Annotated in this window: 20 protein-coding genes; 12 read left to right on the top strand and 8 right to left on the bottom strand. The window is 70.0% G+C overall.

Annotated features, from left to right (window positions below):
* Position 1: 1 nt before the first annotated feature.
* The gene (locus OG257_RS01985) at positions 2-325 is read left to right on the top strand and encodes a hypothetical protein (RefSeq protein ID WP_443054241.1); all 324 of its coding nucleotides are present in this window, start codon (positions 2-4) and stop codon (positions 323-325) included.
* Between the two features lie 29 nt (positions 326-354).
* Here OG257_RS01985 and OG257_RS01980 read toward each other — a convergent pair whose 3' ends face one another.
* Positions 355-1,638: a low temperature requirement protein A gene (locus OG257_RS01980; RefSeq protein WP_329204277.1), complete on the bottom strand. Its 1,284-nt coding sequence runs from the start codon at positions 1,636-1,638 to the stop codon at positions 355-357.
* 129 nt (positions 1,639-1,767) lie between these two features.
* On the opposite strand from OG257_RS01980, the gene OG257_RS01975 reads away from it, so the two are divergent.
* The gene (locus OG257_RS01975) at positions 1,768-2,943 is read left to right on the top strand and encodes an epoxide hydrolase family protein (RefSeq protein WP_329204276.1); all 1,176 of its coding nucleotides are present in this window, start codon (positions 1,768-1,770) and stop codon (positions 2,941-2,943) included.
* A gap of 82 nt (positions 2,944-3,025) precedes the next feature.
* Here OG257_RS01975 and OG257_RS01970 read toward each other — a convergent pair whose 3' ends face one another.
* The 5 genes from OG257_RS01970 to OG257_RS01950 form a co-directional block, all read right to left on the bottom strand.
* A complete protein-coding gene (locus OG257_RS01970) occupies positions 3,026-4,588 on the bottom strand; it encodes a mucoidy inhibitor MuiA family protein (RefSeq protein ID WP_329204275.1) in 1,563 nt (520 codons plus the stop codon).
* A gap of 7 nt (positions 4,589-4,595) precedes the next feature.
* Positions 4,596-6,680 carry a DUF4139 domain-containing protein gene (locus OG257_RS01965; protein ID WP_329204274.1) on the bottom strand — a complete coding sequence of 695 codons (2,085 nt, stop codon included), beginning with the start codon at positions 6,678-6,680 and terminating at the stop codon, positions 4,596-4,598.
* Between the two features lie 150 nt (positions 6,681-6,830).
* Positions 6,831-7,298, bottom strand: a complete 468-nt coding sequence (locus OG257_RS01960) for an SAM-dependent methyltransferase (protein ID WP_329204273.1) — start codon at positions 7,296-7,298, stop codon at positions 6,831-6,833.
* A 50-nt stretch (positions 7,299-7,348) separates the two neighbouring features.
* Complete coding sequence (gene thpR / locus OG257_RS01955) at positions 7,349-7,945, bottom strand: RNA 2',3'-cyclic phosphodiesterase (RefSeq protein WP_329204272.1); 597 nt, start codon at positions 7,943-7,945, stop codon at positions 7,349-7,351.
* A gap of 89 nt (positions 7,946-8,034) precedes the next feature.
* A complete protein-coding gene (locus OG257_RS01950; RefSeq protein WP_329204271.1) occupies positions 8,035-8,487 on the bottom strand; it encodes a DUF6228 family protein in 453 nt (150 codons plus the stop codon).
* Positions 8,488-8,701: 214 nt separating this feature from the next.
* On the opposite strand from OG257_RS01950, the gene OG257_RS01945 reads away from it, so the two are divergent.
* The 4 genes from OG257_RS01945 (at position 8,702) to OG257_RS01930 (ending at position 12,319) form a co-directional block, all read left to right on the top strand.
* Positions 8,702-9,268 (top strand): GNAT family N-acetyltransferase, encoded by a 567-nt coding sequence (locus tag OG257_RS01945; RefSeq protein ID WP_329204270.1) that lies wholly within the window; start codon positions 8,702-8,704, stop codon positions 9,266-9,268.
* A gap of 89 nt (positions 9,269-9,357) precedes the next feature.
* The gene (locus OG257_RS01940) at positions 9,358-10,020 is read left to right on the top strand and encodes a TetR/AcrR family transcriptional regulator (RefSeq protein ID WP_329204269.1); all 663 of its coding nucleotides are present in this window, start codon (positions 9,358-9,360) and stop codon (positions 10,018-10,020) included.
* A 37-nt stretch (positions 10,021-10,057) separates the two neighbouring features.
* Complete coding sequence (locus OG257_RS01935; protein WP_329204268.1) at positions 10,058-11,731, top strand: acyl-CoA dehydrogenase family protein; 1,674 nt, start codon at positions 10,058-10,060, stop codon at positions 11,729-11,731.
* A 231-nt stretch (positions 11,732-11,962) separates the two neighbouring features.
* Entirely contained in the window at positions 11,963-12,319 is a 357-nt protein-coding gene (locus tag OG257_RS01930) for a DoxX family protein (protein ID WP_329204267.1), read from the top strand.
* Between the two features lie 87 nt (positions 12,320-12,406).
* On the opposite strand, the gene OG257_RS01925 is transcribed toward OG257_RS01930, so the two are convergent.
* Together OG257_RS01925 and OG257_RS01920 are read right to left on the bottom strand one after the other, a co-directional pair.
* Positions 12,407-13,543 carry a PQQ-dependent sugar dehydrogenase gene (locus OG257_RS01925; RefSeq protein ID WP_329204266.1) on the bottom strand — a complete coding sequence of 379 codons (1,137 nt, stop codon included), beginning with the start codon at positions 13,541-13,543 and terminating at the stop codon, positions 12,407-12,409.
* A gap of 387 nt (positions 13,544-13,930) precedes the next feature.
* A complete protein-coding gene (locus OG257_RS01920) occupies positions 13,931-14,329 on the bottom strand; it encodes a MarR family winged helix-turn-helix transcriptional regulator (protein WP_329204265.1) in 399 nt (132 codons plus the stop codon).
* A gap of 151 nt (positions 14,330-14,480) precedes the next feature.
* Between OG257_RS01920 and OG257_RS01915 the strand changes: the two genes are divergently transcribed.
* The 6 genes from OG257_RS01915 to OG257_RS01890 all read left to right on the top strand — a co-directional run bounded on the left by OG257_RS01915 (position 14,481) and on the right by OG257_RS01890 (position 19,542).
* Positions 14,481-15,608: an NADH:flavin oxidoreductase gene (locus OG257_RS01915; RefSeq protein ID WP_329204264.1), complete on the top strand. Its 1,128-nt coding sequence runs from the start codon at positions 14,481-14,483 to the stop codon at positions 15,606-15,608.
* A 175-nt stretch (positions 15,609-15,783) separates the two neighbouring features.
* Complete coding sequence (locus tag OG257_RS01910; protein ID WP_329204263.1) at positions 15,784-16,737, top strand: GNAT family N-acetyltransferase; 954 nt, start codon at positions 15,784-15,786, stop codon at positions 16,735-16,737.
* 174 nt (positions 16,738-16,911) lie between these two features.
* On the top strand, positions 16,912-17,241 hold the full coding sequence (locus OG257_RS01905; RefSeq protein ID WP_329204262.1) for a hypothetical protein: 330 nt from the start codon (positions 16,912-16,914) through the stop codon (positions 17,239-17,241).
* Positions 17,242-17,434: 193 nt separating this feature from the next.
* Complete coding sequence (locus OG257_RS01900; protein ID WP_329204261.1) at positions 17,435-18,169, top strand: carbonic anhydrase; 735 nt, start codon at positions 17,435-17,437, stop codon at positions 18,167-18,169.
* 64 nt (positions 18,170-18,233) lie between these two features.
* Positions 18,234-18,740, top strand: a complete 507-nt coding sequence (locus OG257_RS01895; RefSeq protein WP_329204260.1) for a type II toxin-antitoxin system Phd/YefM family antitoxin — start codon at positions 18,234-18,236, stop codon at positions 18,738-18,740.
* A 130-nt stretch (positions 18,741-18,870) separates the two neighbouring features.
* A complete protein-coding gene (locus tag OG257_RS01890) occupies positions 18,871-19,542 on the top strand; it encodes a HEAT repeat domain-containing protein (protein WP_329204259.1) in 672 nt (223 codons plus the stop codon).
* The last annotated feature ends 3 nt before the right edge of the window (positions 19,543-19,545 follow it).

The following is a 19,545-nucleotide window of genomic DNA, read 5'->3' as shown; positions in this document are numbered from 1 at the left end:
GATGGGGCGAGTGAGGCGCCTTGCCGTGGGCGGCAGGCTCCGGGTGGACGAAGAACTCGCGGCCATGATCATTCATGCCACGGCGCGCGGTGCGGTGCTCACCTGGCTGTCCCTGCCCGAGAACGGGCGCAACCCCGCCCTGCTGACCACCATGCGTGAGTCCATGGTCTCCGCCGTCACCAACGAGGAACCGGCCGTACAGGACGCGGGCCCGGCCGGAGCCGCCCGCGCCCTGCGCGCTGCGCTGCCCGAACAGACGCCCCTCAGCAGCGGGGAACAGCACCTGCTGGGGGAGTGGCTGAACCGCCTCGCCTCCGACGGGTGAACCGCCCGGGCATGCGCTCCGACAGTTCGTCAGTGGCCCCCTGCGGCGAGTTCCTGCAGCATGCGTCGCTGATGACGATGGCCGACCGTCTCGTAACCGACCACGGTGACGAACGGGGCGAGCATGATGATGACCAGACACACCGCGATCGCTACTCCGGCGGCGGACAGCAGGACGGCCGTGAGAAGTACGGCGAGAGTGACGGAGATCAGGAGCAGGTGGAAGCGGTCCGCGGCGGACAGCAACAGCGTGTGCAGCAGATAGACCATCAGCAGGTAGAGGCCGACCGGGATGGCCAGGGACAGGACGACGGCGACGTCACCGAGCTCCGAGTGGTGTTCCAGTTGCAGGCCGGCCATGTGGAGTCCGGCGCCGGCCCCGGCGATCCCCATGAACAGCGGGATGTGTCCGTAGCCGAAGAGGTATCCGCGGTTGCGGCGGTGCACGAGGACGTCACCGAAGGGGGTGGAGAAGTACACCCACCACATGCCGAAGGTCAGCCCGACGCCGGCGACGACGACGGCGATGGCGTTCCCGCTCCAGTGCAGTCCGTCCACGCCGCCGAGGAGGTCGCCCGAGGAGGCGACGGTACCTACGACACTCTCGCCGAGAACGATGATCGCGAACAGGCCGTAGCGCTCGGCCACATGGTGGGGGTGCCAGGGGGTTCCGCCCGCGCTGCCCTGCGTGAGCACCGGAACCGCCAGTTCCAGTGCCCCGAGCACGGCGAAGGCGACGAACGCGACGGCGAGCGGCGGCTGCGTGAATCCGACCACGACCCAACCGAGCTGGGCGGTCACGATCCAGCGGATGTTCGCCATGCAGACGGCACGGTACGAGGGGGATTCCCGGGCGGCGCGCCACCACTGCAGCACGATCGCGATGCGCATCACGACGTATCCGAGCACCATCACGCGCAGCTCGAGGTGTCCCCCCTCTTCGACGGAGTGGAACATGGCCGGCAGGCCGAGCGAGAACACCACGACGCCGATCATCTGCACCATCGTCAGGGCCCGGTCGAGCCAGTCGTCGGTACCGAAGGCGGAGGCGAACCAGCTGAAGCTGATCCACGCCACGCTGATCGCGAACATCGCCAGTACGAACGCGGTGACCGCCTGCCCCGGATGCCCCTCGGCCGCCATGTCGGCGAAGTGGGAGGCCGCCGTGCCGACCGCGACCACAAAGGTCAGGTCGAACAGCAGCTCCAGTGGGGAGGAGGAGCGGGCGAGCTCTTTCGGGTCACGACCCGTCATGGGCACAAGGCGGTGCGCCAGCTTGCCTTTGTCGGTACCGGCGGGGTGCGCGGAGTTCATGGACGGCATTATGTTTGCTGATCGCTCGCTATTCGGTGATCCCCGGCCCGGGTCGGACCATCTGCAGTCGCGCGTGTCAGGCCCCGCGGGCTCGGAGTGATCCGAACGAGAGGCGCTAGCATGCGTCCCATGCCGGACGCCCTGCCCCGCCCCGAGCAGTTCACCCCGCAGACGGCGCCCGCGGCGCTCGAGGACCTCCGGGCACGGCTGCGGGCGACGCGCTGGCCGGACGCGCCCGAGGACGCCGGGTGGTCGCTCGGGACCGACATCACCTACCTCCGTGAGCTCGTCGCCTACTGGGCGGACGAGTTCGACTGGCCGGCGCAGGAGGCGGCGCTGGCCCGGCTGCCCCACTTCCGTGTCCCCCTCGGCGGCCTCGGGATCCACTTCGTGCACGTCCGGGCCGCCGCGTACGCCGGGTCCGCTCTGCCGCTGGTGCTCAGCCACGGCTGGCCGGACTCGTTCTGGCGCTACGCGAAGGTCATCCCTCTCCTCACCGACCCCGGCGCGCACGGCGCCGATCCTGCCGACGCGTTCGACGTGGTGGTGCCCGACATGCCGGGCTACGGGTACTCCGACCGCCCCACCGGCACGCCCCTCGACTCCATCGCCGTCGCAGGCCTGTGGGCCGAGCTCATGGACGTCCTCGGCTACGAGCGGTTCGGCGCTGCGGGCGGGGACATGGGCAGCCACGTGAGCCGCTACCTGGCGCTCGACCACCCCGACCGGGTCGTGGCCGTCCACCGCACCGACGGGGGACTGCCCGTCTTCACCGGCGACCCCGCGGACCTCGCACCCGAGGAGAGCGCCTGGATCGACAGCGCCGCGGCCTGGGGCGCGACCGAGGGCGCCTACGCATCCATGCAACGAACAAAGCCCCAGACCGCGGCTTTCGGCCTCAACGACTCGCCGGTCGGGCTCGCCGCGTGGATCGTCGAGAAGCTCCGAGGATGGAGCGACTGCGACGGCGACGTCGAGCGGAGCTTCACGAAGGACGAGATCCTCACGAACGTCACCCTCTACTGGCTCACGGGGACGATCGGCTCGTCGATGCGGATGTACCGCGCGAACGCCGCGATCCCGCGCACCCAGCATGCCCGCCGGGTCGAAGTGCCCTCGGGCTTCTCGCTCTTCCAGGGCGACGTCGTCCGCCCGCCGCGGGCATGGCTCGAGCGCACGACGAACGCCGTGCGCGTGACCGAGCCCCCGCGCGGCGGGCACTTCGCGCCGTTCGAGGAGCCCGAGCTCTACGCGCAGGAGCTGCGCGCGTTCTTCCGCCCCTACCGGGCGGCGGTGGCGGGCTGAGGCGTCACCGCCCTGGTCGCACACCGCCGAGTCCCGCACAACCCGCAGGGGACTCGGCCATCCACGTAGCCGAGCGTGGAGCTCAGAGCCCGGTGACCTTGGCGCTCGCCGACAGCTCGTAGACCAGGGTGAGCGTCCGGTGGCCGTTGGGCGGGAGGGTGACGTCCCATCGGGCGATGCCCTCGGCGTCGACCGCATCGGGCGCCGGGGAGCAGGCTTCCTCGCGCATGCGGACCTCCACCGCGGAGACTTCGGAGATCGGGAGCCGCTCCCGCAGGGCGACCACCTGGTCGCCCTGTTCTCCGGGGGCGGAGAACCGGGACAGGTGCAGTCGGATCGTGCGCGTCATGACGGTCCGCTGGGTCATTCCGGTGGAGTCGCGCGACTCCTCGGCATGCCGGACCACCCGATGGTCGTCGCAGCTGCCGAAGGCGAGCTCCACGGGGGCGCCCGGGGCGGTGAAGTCCAGCGTCCCCCGGCCGCTGAATCCGCTGTCGCGGACCAGGTCCACCGGTCCGGCGAGCAGTGCATGACCCGCCAGGTTGTCGAATCGCACCACCCGTGTGACCAAGGGGGACAGCTCGGGCGAACAGGCGTACTCACTGTGCGCGGCCGTGGTGAAAGCGGACAGCGGCACGCGGTGCGCGTGGCCGTCACTGGGCACGGAGACCTGTGCCGGGGACCGCAACACCCGTGCCTCGCCGCCGTCGTCGACTCCCGGCAGGCCGAGCACCGGGGACGGGCCGAGAGTCCCGATCTCCTCCTCGCGCAGCTCGATGTCGACCGTGCGGCGCTCCGCGACGGAGCGGTCCGTGAGCGTCAGCCGGTCCTCTCCCAGGCGCGGCGGATCGGTGGCCAGAGCAGAGCGTGCCGTCGACAGCGTCAGCCGTACGTCCGACCAGTCCTCGCCGGTGCGCTGCCAGACCATCGCGTCGGTCTCCAGCGTCAGGGAGTCCCCGTCGAGCACGGCCCGGTAGGCGGGACGCCACAACGCACACGGGATGAGGTGGCTCAGGCGCAGCCCGACGGGCCCGGCAACCGCCGTTTCCACGGTCAGCTCGATATGGCCGACGAGCTCGGCGGGCTCGTCCTCCGATACGTGGAGGGCTCGCTGCGCCTCCCCGATCTCGTCGACGAGGGCGGCCAGCCGGGCCTCGGCGGCACGGAGTTGCTCACCGCACGAGCCGCGTTCCTCGTCCACCCGGTCCAGCTCGCGTGCCCAGCGGGGTCCGTCGGTCTCTCCGGAGCCTGCACCCTCGCCGATCTCCCGCAGCAGATCGGTGGCAATGCGGCCGAGGAGATCCCGGCGGGCCTGCAGGCGGTCGCGCCGCTGTGCCAGGGCGAGCCGTTCCTCTTCGAGCGTGTGTACCCGCCGACGCAGGGCGGAGTCGTCATCGGTGTCCGGGAGCGGCCCGCGCGGCGTCCAGCTGCGGGTTATCCGCACGTCGAGTACGGCCGCCGGGTGGTCGGCGGTCAGCTCGGCATGGAGGGTCCGGTCGACGGCCATCGCGCTGACGGGCCCGAGACGCAACCGCTGGACTCCCGCCTCCAGTTCGAGGACGACGGCACGCTCGACGTGGGCGCGGTCCTCCAGACAGGTGACGGCGGTGACGGGCAGGGCGATCGGCTGGGGGGCTGTGGTCATGGGTTTGTCAGCTCCTGCGGTTGCCGCCGATGAGGGCCTTGCCGGCCGGGATTCGGATCTCGTAACCGCCGTCGAGCACGGCGGTGCCGCCGACGGGCAGGTCCACCCGCCAGACGCGGGTGCCCGGGGTACGGCGATCGGACCCCGGGCCGTCCTCGGGTGTCGTCCAGTCGGCGCGTTCCACGATCCGGACATCCGGTTCGGAGGTGACGGGCACCCGTTCCCGGACCTCGAGGGTGATGGGCGCCGAGAGGCGGTTGGCCAGCTCCACATGGACGCGGTGGTCGAGCACGGTGGTGTTGTTGCGCAGGCCGGAGGTGGACTCGTGGAGGTTCGTACGGCGGGTGACCTGTACACCCTCGGCCGGTCCGAGCCCGATCTGACAGACGCCACCGGGGGCGACCGTGGGCAGTGCGGTGGTCAGCAGGAAGTCGTCGTCGACGGTGACCTCCACCGGGCCGGCGAGCAGAGCCTGGTCGGTGGCGTTGGAGAGTACCAACGTCGCGTACACGGTCGTTTCCAAGGACGGCAGGCACAGGTACTCGGTGTGCAGACCGACCGGGATCTCGCCGACGGTGATGGTGTGCCAGGTGCCGTCCGACGGGATGTCGGCGCGGGCGGCGGGGTCGAAGCGGTGGTCGAAGGAACCCGCCGACTCGCGGGGCCGCACGGAGTGCCCGGGCAGCCGCAGTGCGGACACCGACTCGGCACGGCGGCGGTACTCGGCAGCCACCGGGTCGAACGGAGAGCCGGGGAACAACCGCCCCCTGCGACCGCCTGGCTCGTCGGGGCCGTACAGGACGAGGCCGGCGTAGTCGAGCTCGGCGCCGCTCGGCTGCGGCGGACCGGCCGCCGGTGCAGGAGGTGGCGGCGGCGGTGCGGCTCCACCAGGAGGCGCGGGTGCCATGGGGGCGGGGGCAGCGAAGGTCTGGCCACCGGATCTCCGTCTGTCCGGGGCCTGGACCGGCTGTGCGGCGGCGGGCATGGCGCCGGTGAAGGCTTCCGGGAAGGCGCCGCCCGCGCTGCCCGGCACGGGGAACGCACCGGTAGGCGCGCCGTAGGCCTGCGGTGCCGGCGACAGCGGTGGTGGCGGCGGCACGGGCCAGGATGGGGCGGCGACGGGCACCGCGGTGGTCGTGGCCGGCCGGGGGCCCGCCGCGTCGTACCCGGCGAACAGGTCCGCGAGGCCGGCCGGGGGCTCGCGCCAGCCAGAAGGCGAGGAGGCGAGCTGACGGCGTCCGATCCGGATCGAGCGGAGCTTCGGCAGCTCGGTACCGCGCCGCAGGTCGGCCGTGGCCAGGGCGATGGACACGTCGGTCCAGTCCTCGCCGGTGCGCTGGGCGACCGAGGCGCGCAGCACCAGACGGCCGCCGAGGTCGCCCTGACGGTGAGTGAGACGGTAGGCCGGTACCCAGACGGCGCCCGGCACCCCGTACTCCAGTTCCAGTTCGACCTCAGCGTCCGGGTGCGCGCTCACGTCACCGGCGCCGGAGAGGTCGACGATCACGAAAGCCGAGACCGTGGTCTCCACGTGTGCCGACGGCGCGTCGGTGGAGGCGCGGGCAAGCCTGTCCGCGGCGATGTCGAGCTCGTGCTGGATACGGCGCAGCGCCTCCTCCGCCTCGACGAGGCGGGTGTGCAGTCCCGTCAGCCGCTCGTCCACGAAGTCGGCGAGTTCCAGCCACGCGTCGACCGGGGTGCGACGGTGCGGGTCGTCACGCTTGCGGGCCGGCGGGACCGGGTGCAGAGCCCTGACCTCCTCGATCAGGCTCAGCAGATGCTCCCGGCGACGCTGCGCCGCCGCGTACTCGTCCCGCAACTGCTCGACCTTGTGCTGCAACTCGTCGGGCGCGGAGGTGCCGAGCGGCTCGGCCTCGACCTCTACCCGAGCTTCACTGACGCGCACCCCGGGGGCACCCAGAACACGGGCCCGCAGCGACCCCGGGTCCAGCGAGCGAGGGAGTCCCGTCACCCGCACCCTGCCGTCCGACGGCACGCTGCCCCGGGCCAGGCGGCGACAGACCGCACCCTGCTCGTACACCACCACCGAATCGAGGGTCGACCCCCACCTCTGCGCTGCCTCGGCCGTCATGTCTTCCGCTCCCCCCGGTCGGTGCTGGGCGAAGCCTACGCCCGGGCGCCCAGCGCCTCCGCGTCGAGTCCCGGAGCCGGCGGACATTCCCGCCGCATGGCGACCTGCTCATAGGGGAATTGGTGAGCGCGGTCGAGCGGGACGGGCCGTCTACGGCCGGAAGTACTCCGACATCAGGCTGCTGACCCATTCCGGCTGTTCGATGTTCACCGCCTGGAACTCCGCCATCGTCGGCTTCAGGTCGATGACCGGGGTGCCCGAAACCGCGTCGAGACCCACCACGGTCAGTTCGCGGCCGCTGACGGATTCGATGGCGCAGCACGTAACCCCGATGCGGTTCGGTCTGCGGGGGCCGCGGCCGGCGAAGACACCGACGGGCGGGAGGTCGGGGCGGCCGCGGTAGGGGCGGGGTTCGCGGTGGTCGTCGTGTTCCGGGAACTGGTCGAAGACGAAGAGGACCTCCACGTGGGAGAAGCCCTCCAGACCCTGGAGGCACGCTTCGCCGAAGCGCTCGTCGACCGTGATCGTGCTGCGGACGGCACCCCAGTTGTCCGTGTGCTGGACGTCCGTCCTGTTGTTCCGGACTGTGCCTATCGGTGTGACCTCGAAGCTTGGCATGGCAAGGTTCTACCTCTTGTCGAGGGTGGTGCCCAGATCAGGCCGGCCGTTCAGGCTCCACCGGGGGACCCGCTGCCGAGGGCCCAGGCCTCGATGTCGCGGTAGTGGATCGGTCCGCTGCTGCGGCCGACGTTGCTGCCGACCAGGTGCAGGCGTTCGGCAGGCCATCGGTGGCCGGTGAATCCGGTGAGCGTGGCGGCGATCTCCACCGCAGAGGACCGATCACCCCGGCGTGCACGCGCCAGTGTCAGGTGCGGGCGCAGGGGCCTGTCCTCGAAGGCGACACCGCATCTCTTGACCGCGGTACGCACGTCGGCCGCGAGCATGTGCAGCTCATCGAGGTCTCCCTCGATCCCGCTCCACAGCACCCGGTCGTCGAAGCTTCCGCTGCCGCGCAGTGCCAGGCGAGGTGGTCGGTGGTGCGCTGCGATTTCGGCGAGAGGCGAGCGCAGCAGCGGAACCGTCTCGGCCGGGAGCTCCCCGAGGAACGCCAGGGTGATGTGCCAGTCCTCGACGCGATTCCATCGCATCTGGGGGTGCGTGTCGTAGGCGGGGCGCAGCTCCCGGGCGAGTTCTTCCTTCGCAGGGTCCGGCGGGGCGAGGGCGATGAACACGCGAACGGTCGCGGGCTGGGTCTGTTCGTTCACACCGGACTTCGTACCTTATCCGGACGGTCGATGCGATGGGCCAGGGAGGACATGGTGGGGCAGGTGGGACGCGCTGGGTCTCTTTGCCGTCACAGATCGTCAGCGAGGAAGTGCCGGACATCGGACGCGAGTGAGGCCATTTGCTCTCCGGCCTCGAGCCAGGTGGTCACCGAGGCGCACCATCCGCCGGCGGCGTCGGGCCAGGGGCGCACGGTCCAGGTCAGCCCGACGTGACCGCCTGGCCGGAAGGCGGCCGACACCGTCAGATCGCCGTCATGCGTCTGCCAACACCGTTCGCCGTCCCATCCTCGGAAGTCCGCGGCGAGTTCTTCGAGGAAGGGTGCGAGGTCGCTGTCCCAGGACCAGGCAACCACCTCCTCGACGCGAGCGGTCAGACCGGGAGCCCGAAGTTCGACGGCATAGTGCACGGAATCCTGGTCGAAGCTGAAACGGTCGCAGAGCGTCACGCCGACGGCAGGGTTGTCCTGGCTGCGGATCGCCACGCCAGGCTGATTCTCGATATCGCAGTCGGGAGGTGTCATGCGCGAAACGCTAGGTCGGCGCTGCCTTCCACGTCTTCCGAATTCTGTCTCCGACGTGGTCGAGTGCGGCCTCAGCGATCTCGTGGACGTGGCCCGGCGTGAGGGCTGCGCGGGACCGGATTGCCCACGCGGGCGCGGCCGCGTCTCACCGCTACTGTGTGGCGTTTGAGTGTCTGGCCGTCAGCGGCCGCAACCGACTGGAGTGGGGGGTGCCATGAGTGAGATGTGGACCGGCGAGAAGGTACGTCTGCGAGGTGTCGAGGCGAAGGACTGGGAGTGTTTCCGTGACCTGGCCCAGAACACCGTCGACGTCCGCAACGCCGACATGGTCGAGCCCCCACGCTCGGACGAGAGCTTTCGTTCGTGGACTGCTGAGCGTGCGGGGCGTCCGCCAGGGGGTGAAGCGTTCCGGCTGGTCGTCGAGGTGCTGGACGACGGTGCGTTCGCAGGGGCTGTGACGGTCGGAGAGACCGATGCCCGTGCGGGACGATTCAAGACGGGGATCGAGATCAGCCGGGATCACCGCGGGAAGGGGTACGCGGCTGAGGCCACCGAACTGCTCCTCACCTACATGTTCGCCGAGCAGCGCCACAACAAGTGTGAAGTAGAGGTCTACTCGTTCAACGACGCCTCCCTCGCCCTCTACCGCAGGTTGGGATTCGTGGAGGAGGGGCGGCTTCGGCAGCATGAGTTCTTCGCCGGCAGCTACCACGACGTCGTGCTGCTCGGCATCACCGCCGCCGAACACTGGGCCGGGCACCCGTACCCGGCTCTGCGGTGACCATGTGCTCCAAGTCCCTCTCGACCGGTGGGGAGAACCTGCGCGGACGGAGGCTGGCGTGAAGATCTGAACAGTGGTTCACTTGTTGCGTGGCCTACCGCAAGACACCCGCTGTGCAGGACCGCCTCGCCGCCGCCAGAGAGCATCTGGTGGAGCAGGCGACCGCCGTCGTGGCCGATGTGGGCTGGGCCAACGCATCCGTCACCGTGGTCGCCGCTGCGGCGGGGATGTCGGTCGGCTCGGTCTACCAGCACTTTCCTTCCAAAGGCGCGCTGGCCGTCGAGGTCTTCCGCCGCGCGTCCGGACGTGAGGTCGAAGTGCTCGGGAAGGTCCTCACGGAGGGCGGCCGGGACCCGGTCGAGCGGCTCGCGCTGGGCGTCGACGTCTTCGCCCGCCGCGCCATGGAGTCCCGCGGTCTGGCCCACGCCCTGCTCGCCGCGCCGGCCGAAGCGGCGCTCGGCCAGGAGCGGCTGAAGTTCCGGCGCCGCTACCGCGAGGTCTTCGCCGAGGTGATCCGCGAGGGCATCCACACAGGTCAGCTGCCCGACCAGGACCCGGAGGTCACCGCAGCCGCGCTGACCGGGGCGATCGGCGAAGTGCTCGTCGACCCACTGTCCGCTCCCGCCGAGGGCGCCGACGCCGACCATCTGGTCACCGAGCTGGTGGCGATGGCCCTGCGCTGCGCGGGTGCTGCCGCACCGCTCGACGCCAGGGCCGACCACGACGCCGACGCGGACGCCGACCGGCTGTGACCGCGCCCTGGTACGACCCCGAGTCCGGAGGACCGAGATGACCACGACAGCAGACGCCGCACTGCGCAGCGACCCCACCGCACGCACCCATGAGGTGACCAACCAGCCGCCGCCGCTGGTCGGCCACGATGTCGCCGACGACGCCGTACTGCTGGAGGGAGTCCGCCGCGAGGGCGCCGAGTGGTACGTGGAGGACCTGCACCGCCTGGGCCGGCTGGCCGGCTCGGAGCAGGTCCAGCGCTGGGCCGAGGAGGCCAACCGCAACGAGCCGGTGCTGCGCACCCATGACCGCTACGGCAACCGGATCGACGAGGTGGACTTCCACCCCTCGTACCACGCGCTCATGGACGTGGCGATCAGGGAGGGTCTCGGCGGCGCGCCGTGGGCCGACGCCCGGCCCGGCGCCCATGTGGCGCGCGCGGCGGGCTTCATGGTGTGGAGTTCGGCCGAGCAGGGGCACGGCTGCCCGGTCTCGATGACCTACGCGGTCGTCCCCGCCCTGCGCTCGGCGCCGGAGCTGGCCGCTGTCTACGAGCCGCTGCTGACGAGCCGGACGTACGACCCGGGTCTGCGTGCCCCCGCAGGCAAGAGCGGTCTGCTCGCGGGCATGGGCATGACGGAGAAGCAGGGCGGCACCGATGTACGGGCCAACACCACCGTCGCCACCGAGCAGCCCGACGGCACCTGGCGGCTGCGCGGCCACAAGTGGTTCACCAGCGCTCCGATGAACGATGTGTTCCTGGTGCTGGCACAGGCTCCGGGAGGGCTGTCCTGTTTCCTGGTTCCGCGAGTGCTCCCGGACGGCAGTCGCAACACCTTCCGCATCCAGCGGCTGAAGGACAAGCTGGGCAACCGCAGCAACGCCAGCAGCGAGCCGGAGTTCGACGACACCGTCGCCTGGCCGGTGGGCCGTCAGGGGCAGGGTGTGCGGACCATCATCGACATGGTCACGATGACCCGGCTCGACTGCATCCTGGGCTCCGCGTCCGGGACCCGTGCCGCACTCGCGCAGGCCGCCCATCACATCAGGTACCGCTCCGTGTTCGGCACCAAGCTGATCGACCAGCCCCTGATGCGCAACGTCATCGCCGACCTCGGCATCGAGTCGGAGGCCGCGACCACCCTGGCGCTGCGGATCGCGGGAGCGACCGACCGCGCACAGCGTGGTGACGCGGGGGAGCGGGTGTTCCTGCGGCTGGCCACGGCGGTCGGCAAGTACTGGGTGTGCAAGCGCCAGCCGGCGGCGGTCGCCGAAGCCCTGGAGTGTCTCGGCGGCAACGGCTACGACGAGACGTCGGGGATGCCCCGGCTGTACCGGGAGGCCCCGCTCAACGGCCTGTGGGAGGGCTCGGGCAACGTCAACGCACTCGACGTGCTGCGCGCCCTGACCCGCGAACCCGAGTCCCTCGACGCCTTCGGTGCCGAGATCGAGATCGCCGCAGGCGCGGATGCACGACTTGACGCGGCCTGGCGGCAGTTGCGCGACGAACTGGTGCTCACCGAGGACGCGGCCGTGCGCGCCCGCAGGCTGGTCGAGCGCATGGCGCTGGTGCTGCAGGGCTCCCTCCTCGTCCGGCACGCCCCGGCCGCCGTCGCGGACGCGTTCTGCGCCTCGCGGCTGGCCGGTGACCAGGGCCTGGCCTTCGGCACGCTCCCTGCCGGCACCGACCTGTCCGGCGTCATCGCCCGGCTCCCGGGGGCTGCCGGCTGAGCTCCGTTTCATTGGCCCCGGGACGGTCATCAGTGCAGAGGGAGCATCGATCGCGGCCCCTACAGCACCGTCGTGCGGTGGTGCTCAGCGGAGAACGTGCTGCTCCGGGACGACTGGCATGCCCGGTCGGCCACCGTGTCACAAAAGTGAGTCCACGGTTCGTCATGGAGGAGAGCGGCATCCCATGACGGACTGCTCACCAGTGCTACTCACCACAGAATCGGAGAAATCGTGTTCGCCGCCTATGTCACGGTCACCATCCTCGGCGCGGTCTTCAACGGCGCCGCGGCCGTCACCTACCTGATCGGCCACGAATACCCCAAGACCCAGGCGGACATGAAGGGGATAGCCCGGAAGTGGGTACCGGTGCTGGGCATGCTGCTGGCGGCGGGCACCGTGGGGCTGCTGGCCGGACTGGCCGTCCCGCTCCTGGGAACTCTTGCCGCCTCGGGCCTCGTGCTGTACTTCATCGGCGCGATCTTTGCCCACCTGAGAGTGGGGTCCCGCAACATCGTGGGCGGGATCGTGTTCCTCCTGACCGCGGGGGCCGCCCTGGCACTGGGCCTGGCCCACCACGGCGCCTGGTGACCCGGGCTCGGAGTTCGGCACAGAGGCCGAACTCCGAGCCGGCCCTGGGGCTACTCGCTGCCGTGCAGCTTCGGCATCACGTAGTCGTTACGCCGGGTCGATGCGGGAGATGCCGCCGGCAATGGCGAGCACGTACAGCTCGCCCTTGCAGCCCTGAACCAACGAGACGGTCTCGCCGCCGTTGACTCCGAGGTCGCTCACCCCGGTCACCTTGCCGTTCTCCAACTGCAGGGCGCGGACGGTGCCGTCGCAGTAGTCACTGAACACGTACTGACCCTTGAGGTCCGGGATCGCCTTGCCCCGATAGACGAATCCGCCGATCACCGAGCAGCCCAGTCCGGTGCGGTCGTACTCGTGGATCGGCGGTACGTGGTTCGCGGGCTCCGTGCCGCCCCGGAAGGGGTGGGTGCCCTCCATCTGGGACCATCCGTAGTTCTCACCGCCCTTGCTGCTCGCAGGGGCCCAGTCGATCTCCTCCCAGTCGCTCTGGCCGACGTCACCGATCAGCAGATCGCCCGTACCCGCGTCGAAGGAGAACCGCCACGGGTTGCGCAGCCCGTACGCCCAGATCTCGTCCCTGGCGTTCGGGTCGTTGACGAACGGGTTGTCCGGCGGGATCGCGTACGGCTTGCCGCCGCTCGGGTCGATCCGCAGCATCTTGCCGAGCAGCGTGTCGAGGTTCTGCCCGTTGCCGTGCGGATCGCCGCCCGCGCCGCCGTCACCGAACGCGATGTAGAGGTAGCCGTCGGGGCCGAACTTGATGTCGCCGCCGTTGTGGTTCGAGTAGGGCTGCGTCTGGGTGAGGACGGTGCGTCGGGTGTTCGGCTGGATCTTGCCGCCCCGTACGGCGAACTCGTCCACGGTGCTGGTTCCTTCAAGGTTCGTGAACGAGATGTAGAAGTGCGCGAACCTCTTGTCGAACGCGATGCCCAGCAGGCCGCGTTCGCCGTCGGTGGTGGTCTCGCCGGAAATGTCGAGGACGGGCTCACCGAGCCCCTTGGGGCCCAAGACCCTTACGGTGCCCGCACGTTCGGCTATCCAGACCGTACCGCCGGGCCCGGCGGTACCGGCGGACGGATTCTGGGCCGTGGCGACCTTCTTCAGTGTGACCTTCGCTGCCTGACCTGGGGCGCCGGGCTCGTCGGCGGACGCCGTGGTCAAGGCGAGGGAAGCGACGAGGCAGATGGCGCCGATGATCGCCGAGCTTCTGGTGCGAAATTTCACCGTGACTCCTAGAGGCGGCGAATGGGGAGGTTCACCCGGCTGCTTGGGGCAGAGATAGGTGGGCGTCGCCCGCGCCAGCACGCAACCTGGGTGGGGGAAGAGTGTGCTACTGGCCACGGATGAGGATACTGGGACGGCGCTGGTTGGTATAGACCAAGGTCTCGTCCATCTGCCTCCGCACCGGACCGGCGGGTCCGGCACGCCCTATTTCCTGGTCAACGCCGCGGTTTCCGGCCGCTGTTCGCCATCGCCCTCACGGTGCCGGACGCGAAGCGGGCCGGCCTCGACGGCGGACGGCCGGGCTGCCGGCGCCGGACTCGCGGTATGGCCGAAGGTGCGGCGGCCGTCGAGAGGTGAACGGACCGCGGCGCCGTCACCTGCCCCGGCTCAGGTGCAGGGCCGGGTAGGGAAGACTCGTTCCAGCAGGGTGTGCAGGGAGTCCCGCTCCTCGTCGGTGAGCCTGTCCAGGCCCTCCTGCGTGGTGCGCATCTTCGCGCGAATCGTGTCGGCGACGCGCTCGCCCTCCGCGGTGAGGATGACATTCTTGATGCGCCGGTCGCAGGGGCTGGGCTCGCGGCGCACCAGGCCGCGCTTCTCCAGCCGGTCGACGATCCCGGTCATGTTGGAGGCGTCGCAGGTGAGGGTGTGGGCCAGGGCGCGCATTGCGGCGGGGCCCCGGCGCAGCACGGTCAGCGCCTTGCCCTGGCTCGCGGTGAGGTTCTCGCTCGCTGCCGCGATGGTGAAGTCGCCGTAGTAGGCGCCGAGGGACACCGAGAGCAGCTCCATGAGCCGAGCTGTATCTACGCGGGCAGTTCCTGTCATGGCAGTCACTTTACCCCAGGAAACTTGACAATCTCAAATATTTAGTTTTACCGTCTTCTCATTGCTTGATGTTATCAACCATCAACGTTATCAAGTACCTGCGAGGAGCACCTCAGTGTCCGTCACCGCGTCTTCGGCCCACCGTGCGGCCGAGATCCTGTCCCGGCCCGTCACGCTGAACGGCCTGACCGTCCCGAACCGCATCGTGATGGCACCGATGACGCGCATGTTCTCCCCGGGCGGCGTTCCGGGTGAGGACGTGCGCTCGTACTACGCCCGTCGCGCCGCCGCTGGTGTGGGTCTGATCGTGACCGAGGGAACCTACGTCGGCCACGACTCGGCCGGACAGAGCGACCGTGTGCCGCGCTTCCACGGTGAGGAGCAGCTGGCTGGATGGGCGAAGGTCGCCGACGCCGTTCATGCGGCGGGCGGCACGATCGTCCCGCAGCTGTGGCACATCGGCATGGTGCGCAAGCAGGGCGAGGCCCCCTACGCCGACGCCCCCGCCGTCGGCCCCTCCGGCATCCGCGTCGACGGCACCGAGGGCACCGGCAAGGCGATGACCCGGCAGGACCTGGACGACGTCATCGGTGCTTTCGTCGAGGCTGCCGCAGCTGCCGAGCGCATCGGCTTCGACGGCGTCGAACTGCACGGTGCCCACGGCTACCTCCTCGACCAGTTCCTGTGGGCGGCGACGAACCGCCGTACCGACGCCTACGGCGGCGACCCCGTGGCCCGTACGAAGTTCGCGGCCGAGATCGTGGCCGCGGTCCGCGAGGCCGTCTCGCCCGGCTTCCCTGTGATCTTCCGCTTCTCGCAGTGGAAGCAGGAGGCCTACGACGCGAAGCTCGCCCAGACCCCGGAGGAGCTGGAGGCGATCCTGGCCCCGCTCGCCGCGGCCGGCGTCGACGCCTTCCACGCCTCCACCCGCCGCTACTGGCTCCCTGAGTTCGATGACTCGGACCTGAACCTGGCGGGCTGGACCAAGAAGCTCACCGGCAGGCCCACCATCACCGTCGGCTCGGTCGGCCTCGACGGCGACTTCATCCGCGCGTTCGCGGGCGAGGGGGCCGCGGTCGGCAGCATCGACAACCTCCTCGACCGCCTGGAGCGCGACGAGTTCGACATGGTCGCCGTCGGTCGCGCCCTGCTCCAGGACCCGGAGTGGGCGGCGAAGGTCCTGGCCGGCCAGGTCGACGGGACGAAGCCGTACGACGCGGCGGCGCTGAAGACGCTGAGCTAAATTCCGCGAAGCAGATCCGCCGGTAATGGAGGCGGCCTGAGGTGATCCTTCGCGCAGCCCCGGAGCGCGAAGGATCACCGGCTCTCCGCTTGGCGCATGGTGCTGTTGACGGCCGCGATCGGCGGCCCGGAAAACGGTTCGACGCCCTGGGGGAGTCCTGACACAGTTGCGCACTATGCCCGATGCCGAGCTTGTGACCGCCGCGGACCTGGAGCTCATGCAGGGTCTGGCGCAGCGTGTCACCGTCGCCCGCCCGGACCTCGTCAACAGCGACGCGACGTTCGGCGAGCTGGCCTGGAACTGGGGCAAGGGGCACGCCGCCGACGGCGCGAGCCGGCCGCATCGGCTGTGGTTCTCCGGTGGGGATCTGGTCGCGTGGAGCTGGGCCTGGCTCCCGCACCGGGCCAGGCGGAGCGACGGGTCGGTGAAGGACGCCACCGGCGCCTATCTGGTGTACCAGGTACATCCCGACCACGCCGGGCTGGTCGACGAGGTCATCGACTGGTACGACGCGACGGCGGCGGGCATCGAGCGCACGGTGATGCCGAGCGCCGCCGATGAGTTCGCCCTGAAGAGATGGGCAGCGCACGCCTATGAGACCGATCCGGCCTCGCTCGGCGACGCCGGGTCCTGGACCCAGCTCAATCAGCGCGACCTCACCGACCTGGAACTACCGGTACTGCCGGACGGATTCCGCTTCCGCACCGCCGACGAGGCCGGGCCGAAGGCCGCGGTCCAGGCCCATCTCGACGCCTGGGCTCCCTCTACGTACACGGCCGAGGGCTACCAGGGCGTTCGGCAGACGGCGGCGTATCGCGGCGACCTGCACATCCTGGTGGAGGCGCCGGACGGAACGATGGCATCCTCGACGATCATGTGGCTCGACGAAGCGAACAAGACCGTTGAGTTCGAACCGGTCGGGACGCATCCGGAGTACAGGCGTCTGGGGCTGGGCAGGGCGATGCTTCTGCACGGGATGCATCTGGCACGTGAGGCGGGGGCCACTCGCGTGATGGTCGCCTGCCTGGGTGCGCCGGGGCATCCCCAGGCGCGGGGGCTGTACTACGGCGTCGGTTTCCGGGAGTTCTCGCGGGACGTGCCGCTCATCAAAACCAGGACCGCGGGGTGAGTGCTGGTGTCCGGTGAACGGCTCGACTCGGAGTGGGTGCGTGGCTGGTGCGAGCGGACTGCTGCAGCGATCAGGACTCTGACGTCGTCGTTTCTTCAGACACACGGGTTTCCGCCAGGTGAGAACGTCGTCGCTCCGTCAACGGAGGAGAGCCACAGGGCAACGGATGCGCTGGTGGAATTGACACCGATCCCCTCCGACCTGACCACCCTCTATTGGGTGATCAGTGAGGTCTCCCTGCCGGACGTCGGCAACGGTTACTTCATCCACTCGGCCTCGACGGTCGCGGAACACTTCCAGCAGTACGGATCCGTCCAGATCGACGACGAGCCACCCGCTCTCGTCTTCGCCAGTGATGGCGGCGGCCAGTTGTTCGCGGTGACTGGGAGTGGGCGGGTGTGGAGGTCGACCACGGCTTCCTGGTTCCACGACTTCGAGGTCTGCGCGGCAAGCATCCAGGAGTTCCTGGAACACATCGGCAGAATGGCTGCCGGGCAGGACTGACCTCCCTGTGTCTCGACCAGAGGCAATTGTTCAGCGTGGCGCGGGCGACCTGACAGCAGGCGCAGACGGAGGCGGGCTACGTTGCCACAGACGGCCCACGGACCGGCTCGGGAGAGAGTTCATCGCGGGCCGGTGGATCTCGGGCGCGGCACCAGGCGCCAGGCCATGTCTGAGCGGCGTCGAGGGGAAACCGATGAACAGGGCAGGACGTCCGGATCGTGGAGCGCAACTGGGCGGCGACCTCGCGGTTGCCCCCGTCGCGCTCGCAGATTGCTCGTCGACGGAGGCGGCCCCGGCGGCGGCCGGAGATTCACCCGGTCCTCGCCCGACCACGCCCACCGCGGCATTCGCGAGACTGATGGAAGGCAACGCCCGCTGGGTGAGCGGAGACCTCCACCACCCCGACCGGGATCCGGACCGGCGTCAGCTCCTGGCCCAGGAGCAGGAACCCTTCGGGGCGATCCTCTCGTGCATCGACTCCCGGGTGCCGCCTGAGCTCCTCTTCGACACGGGGCTGGGTGACCTCTACGTGATGCGCACGGGTGGGGAGGCGATCGGCCCGGTGGTCACCGGTTCCGTCGAGTACGGGCCCATGACCAGTGGAACCACACTCATCGTGGTCCTCGGCCACCAGCGCTGCGGCGCCATCAAGGCGGCGTACGCATCCATCCGTGACAGCAAGCCGCTGCCTGGCAACCTGCAGGCGATCGTCGAGGCTCTACGGCCGGCCTACGAACATGCGGCCGGGGAGGGCGGCTCCGACCCGGTCGAGGCCATGGCCCGCGCCCAGGTCACGTTGACCGCTGCCGACCTGCGCTCCAACAACGACCTCGCCCCACTCGTGGGAAGGGGCGACCTCGCCGTGGTCGGTGCCTACTACTCGCTCGACACCGGCAAGGTGGAGGTACTGGGCGGCGCGCCTTCCTGAACCGGCCGACACCCTGGGTTTCTGGATTCCTCGGGAAGAGACTCAGCATGTAGCGTCCGGCTCCATGGATGATGTGAAGATCGTTGTTGAGCGTCGGTTCGCTTCGGACCCGATCGACTACGAGCGCCTCGTCTCGCTCGTCGAGTCCACCCGTGAGCGCGTTGTGCTGACAGAGGCAGACACGCCGGTGAGCGTGTTGTTCCCGGCGGAGGCAGTGGCCGAGCTGGAGCACTGGGCCCGCGCCGACTACCCCGTACCCGCATCGCTACCGCAGGACGAGGAAGGGGAGGACGCGAACGGGACGACGTGGGACGTCGGCCGGCTTCGGGTCGAGCCGTTGGCCAGGCCGCAGGAGTACGGCCCGTACACCCGGTACGTGCGCGCCGACGGCAGGCGCGTCCCCTTTGCCCGGGGCGGGACAGTGATCGCTGTACAACTGCCCGCCGACGAGGCGGCATGGCTTGCGGACAAGACCTTGCATGCACGCCAGGGATACATGGACCCCGAGCAGGCAGCAGCATTCGAAGAATTCCTGGCCCGACAGCCCCCGGTCGGCGAGCAGGAACGTTGAGAAGAGCCCAACCATGGAACGGGAGCCGAGGCCCCACCGGAGCTCTCGGCGAGACCGCGGTTCGCGGCGGACCGGGTTTGACCTTGACACGGTGACAAGGTCTTCACTCCTTGCCAAGGAGGTGATCTCGATGACGATCACGATTCAGGACGCGGACGCGGTACGAGCACTCCAGGGGCTGGAGGACGACCGTTCGTCGGTGCGGCTGCGGGCTGCTCTGGCGGTCGGTACGACGCCCGACCGGCGCTTCGTCGCCAAGCTCATCGAACGCTGCGCGATCGAGCCGGAATTCTTCGTCCGCGACATGCTGACCTGGGCGCTCACCCGCCACCCGGTGTCCATGACGCTGCCCGAGCTGCTCGGCGAAGTCCGCTCGAAGCGTGGGCAGGCACGGAGCCAGGCACTGCACACGCTGTCCAAGATCGGGGACCCGCAGGCGTGGCCGGTCATCACGCGGACGCTTCTGTCCGACGCCGACGACGAGGTGGCGCGAAGCGCCTGGCGGGCCGCGGTCGTGCTCGTACCGGAAGGGGAGGAGTCCGCGTTGGCCACCGTGTTGGCGACCCAGCTCGGGCGCGGCGAGCGGGAGACGCAGCTGAGTCTCAGCCGGGCACTGGTCGCGCTGGGTGAAGCCACCGTGCCGGCTCTGCTTGCTGCGACGACGGCCCCCGACCCGCGCGCGCGTGCGCACGCGCTCGCCACAGAACGGATTCTGCGCGACCCGGACGCCGGGTTCGAGTCCGCGATCGAGGAGGCGAAGCGCGTCGTGGCTCTCGGCGGGTCCGGCGAGGAGGGACGATAGGGC

The sequence above is a fragment of the Streptomyces sp. NBC_00683 genome, from assembly GCF_036226745.1.
Classification (GTDB): Bacteria; Actinomycetota; Actinomycetes; order Streptomycetales; family Streptomycetaceae; genus Streptomyces.
This window is presented reverse-complemented; position numbering and strand designations above follow the sequence as displayed.

Bases quoted from the DNA above. Each gene is read 5' to 3' on its own strand.
- OG257_RS01985 (WP_443054241.1), top strand. From the start codon at position 2: ATGGGGCGAGTGAGGCGCCTTGCCGTGGGCGGCAGGCTCCGGGTGGAC.
- OG257_RS01980 (WP_329204277.1), bottom strand. From the start codon at position 1,638: ATGAACTCCGCGCACCCCGCCGGTACCGACAAAGGCAAGCTGGCGCAC.
- OG257_RS01975 (WP_329204276.1), top strand. From the start codon at position 1,768: ATGCCGGACGCCCTGCCCCGCCCCGAGCAGTTCACCCCGCAGACGGCG.
- OG257_RS01970 (WP_329204275.1), bottom strand. From the start codon at position 4,588: ATGACCACAGCCCCCCAGCCGATCGCCCTGCCCGTCACCGCCGTCACC.
- OG257_RS01965 (WP_329204274.1), bottom strand. From the start codon at position 6,680: ATGACGGCCGAGGCAGCGCAGAGGTGGGGGTCGACCCTCGATTCGGTG.
- OG257_RS01960 (WP_329204273.1), bottom strand. From the start codon at position 7,298: ATGCCAAGCTTCGAGGTCACACCGATAGGCACAGTCCGGAACAACAGG.
- OG257_RS01950 (WP_329204271.1), bottom strand. From the start codon at position 8,487: ATGACACCTCCCGACTGCGATATCGAGAATCAGCCTGGCGTGGCGATC.
- OG257_RS01945 (WP_329204270.1), top strand. From the start codon at position 8,702: ATGAGTGAGATGTGGACCGGCGAGAAGGTACGTCTGCGAGGTGTCGAG.
- OG257_RS01935 (WP_329204268.1), top strand. From the start codon at position 10,058: ATGACCACGACAGCAGACGCCGCACTGCGCAGCGACCCCACCGCACGC.
- OG257_RS01920 (WP_329204265.1), bottom strand. From the start codon at position 14,329: ATGGAGCTGCTCTCGGTGTCCCTCGGCGCCTACTACGGCGACTTCACC.
- OG257_RS01910 (WP_329204263.1), top strand. From the start codon at position 15,784: ATGCCCGATGCCGAGCTTGTGACCGCCGCGGACCTGGAGCTCATGCAG.
- OG257_RS01900 (WP_329204261.1), top strand. From the start codon at position 17,435: ATGAACAGGGCAGGACGTCCGGATCGTGGAGCGCAACTGGGCGGCGAC.
- OG257_RS01895 (WP_329204260.1), top strand. From the start codon at position 18,234: ATGGATGATGTGAAGATCGTTGTTGAGCGTCGGTTCGCTTCGGACCCG.
- OG257_RS01890 (WP_329204259.1), top strand. From the start codon at position 18,871: ATGACGATCACGATTCAGGACGCGGACGCGGTACGAGCACTCCAGGGG.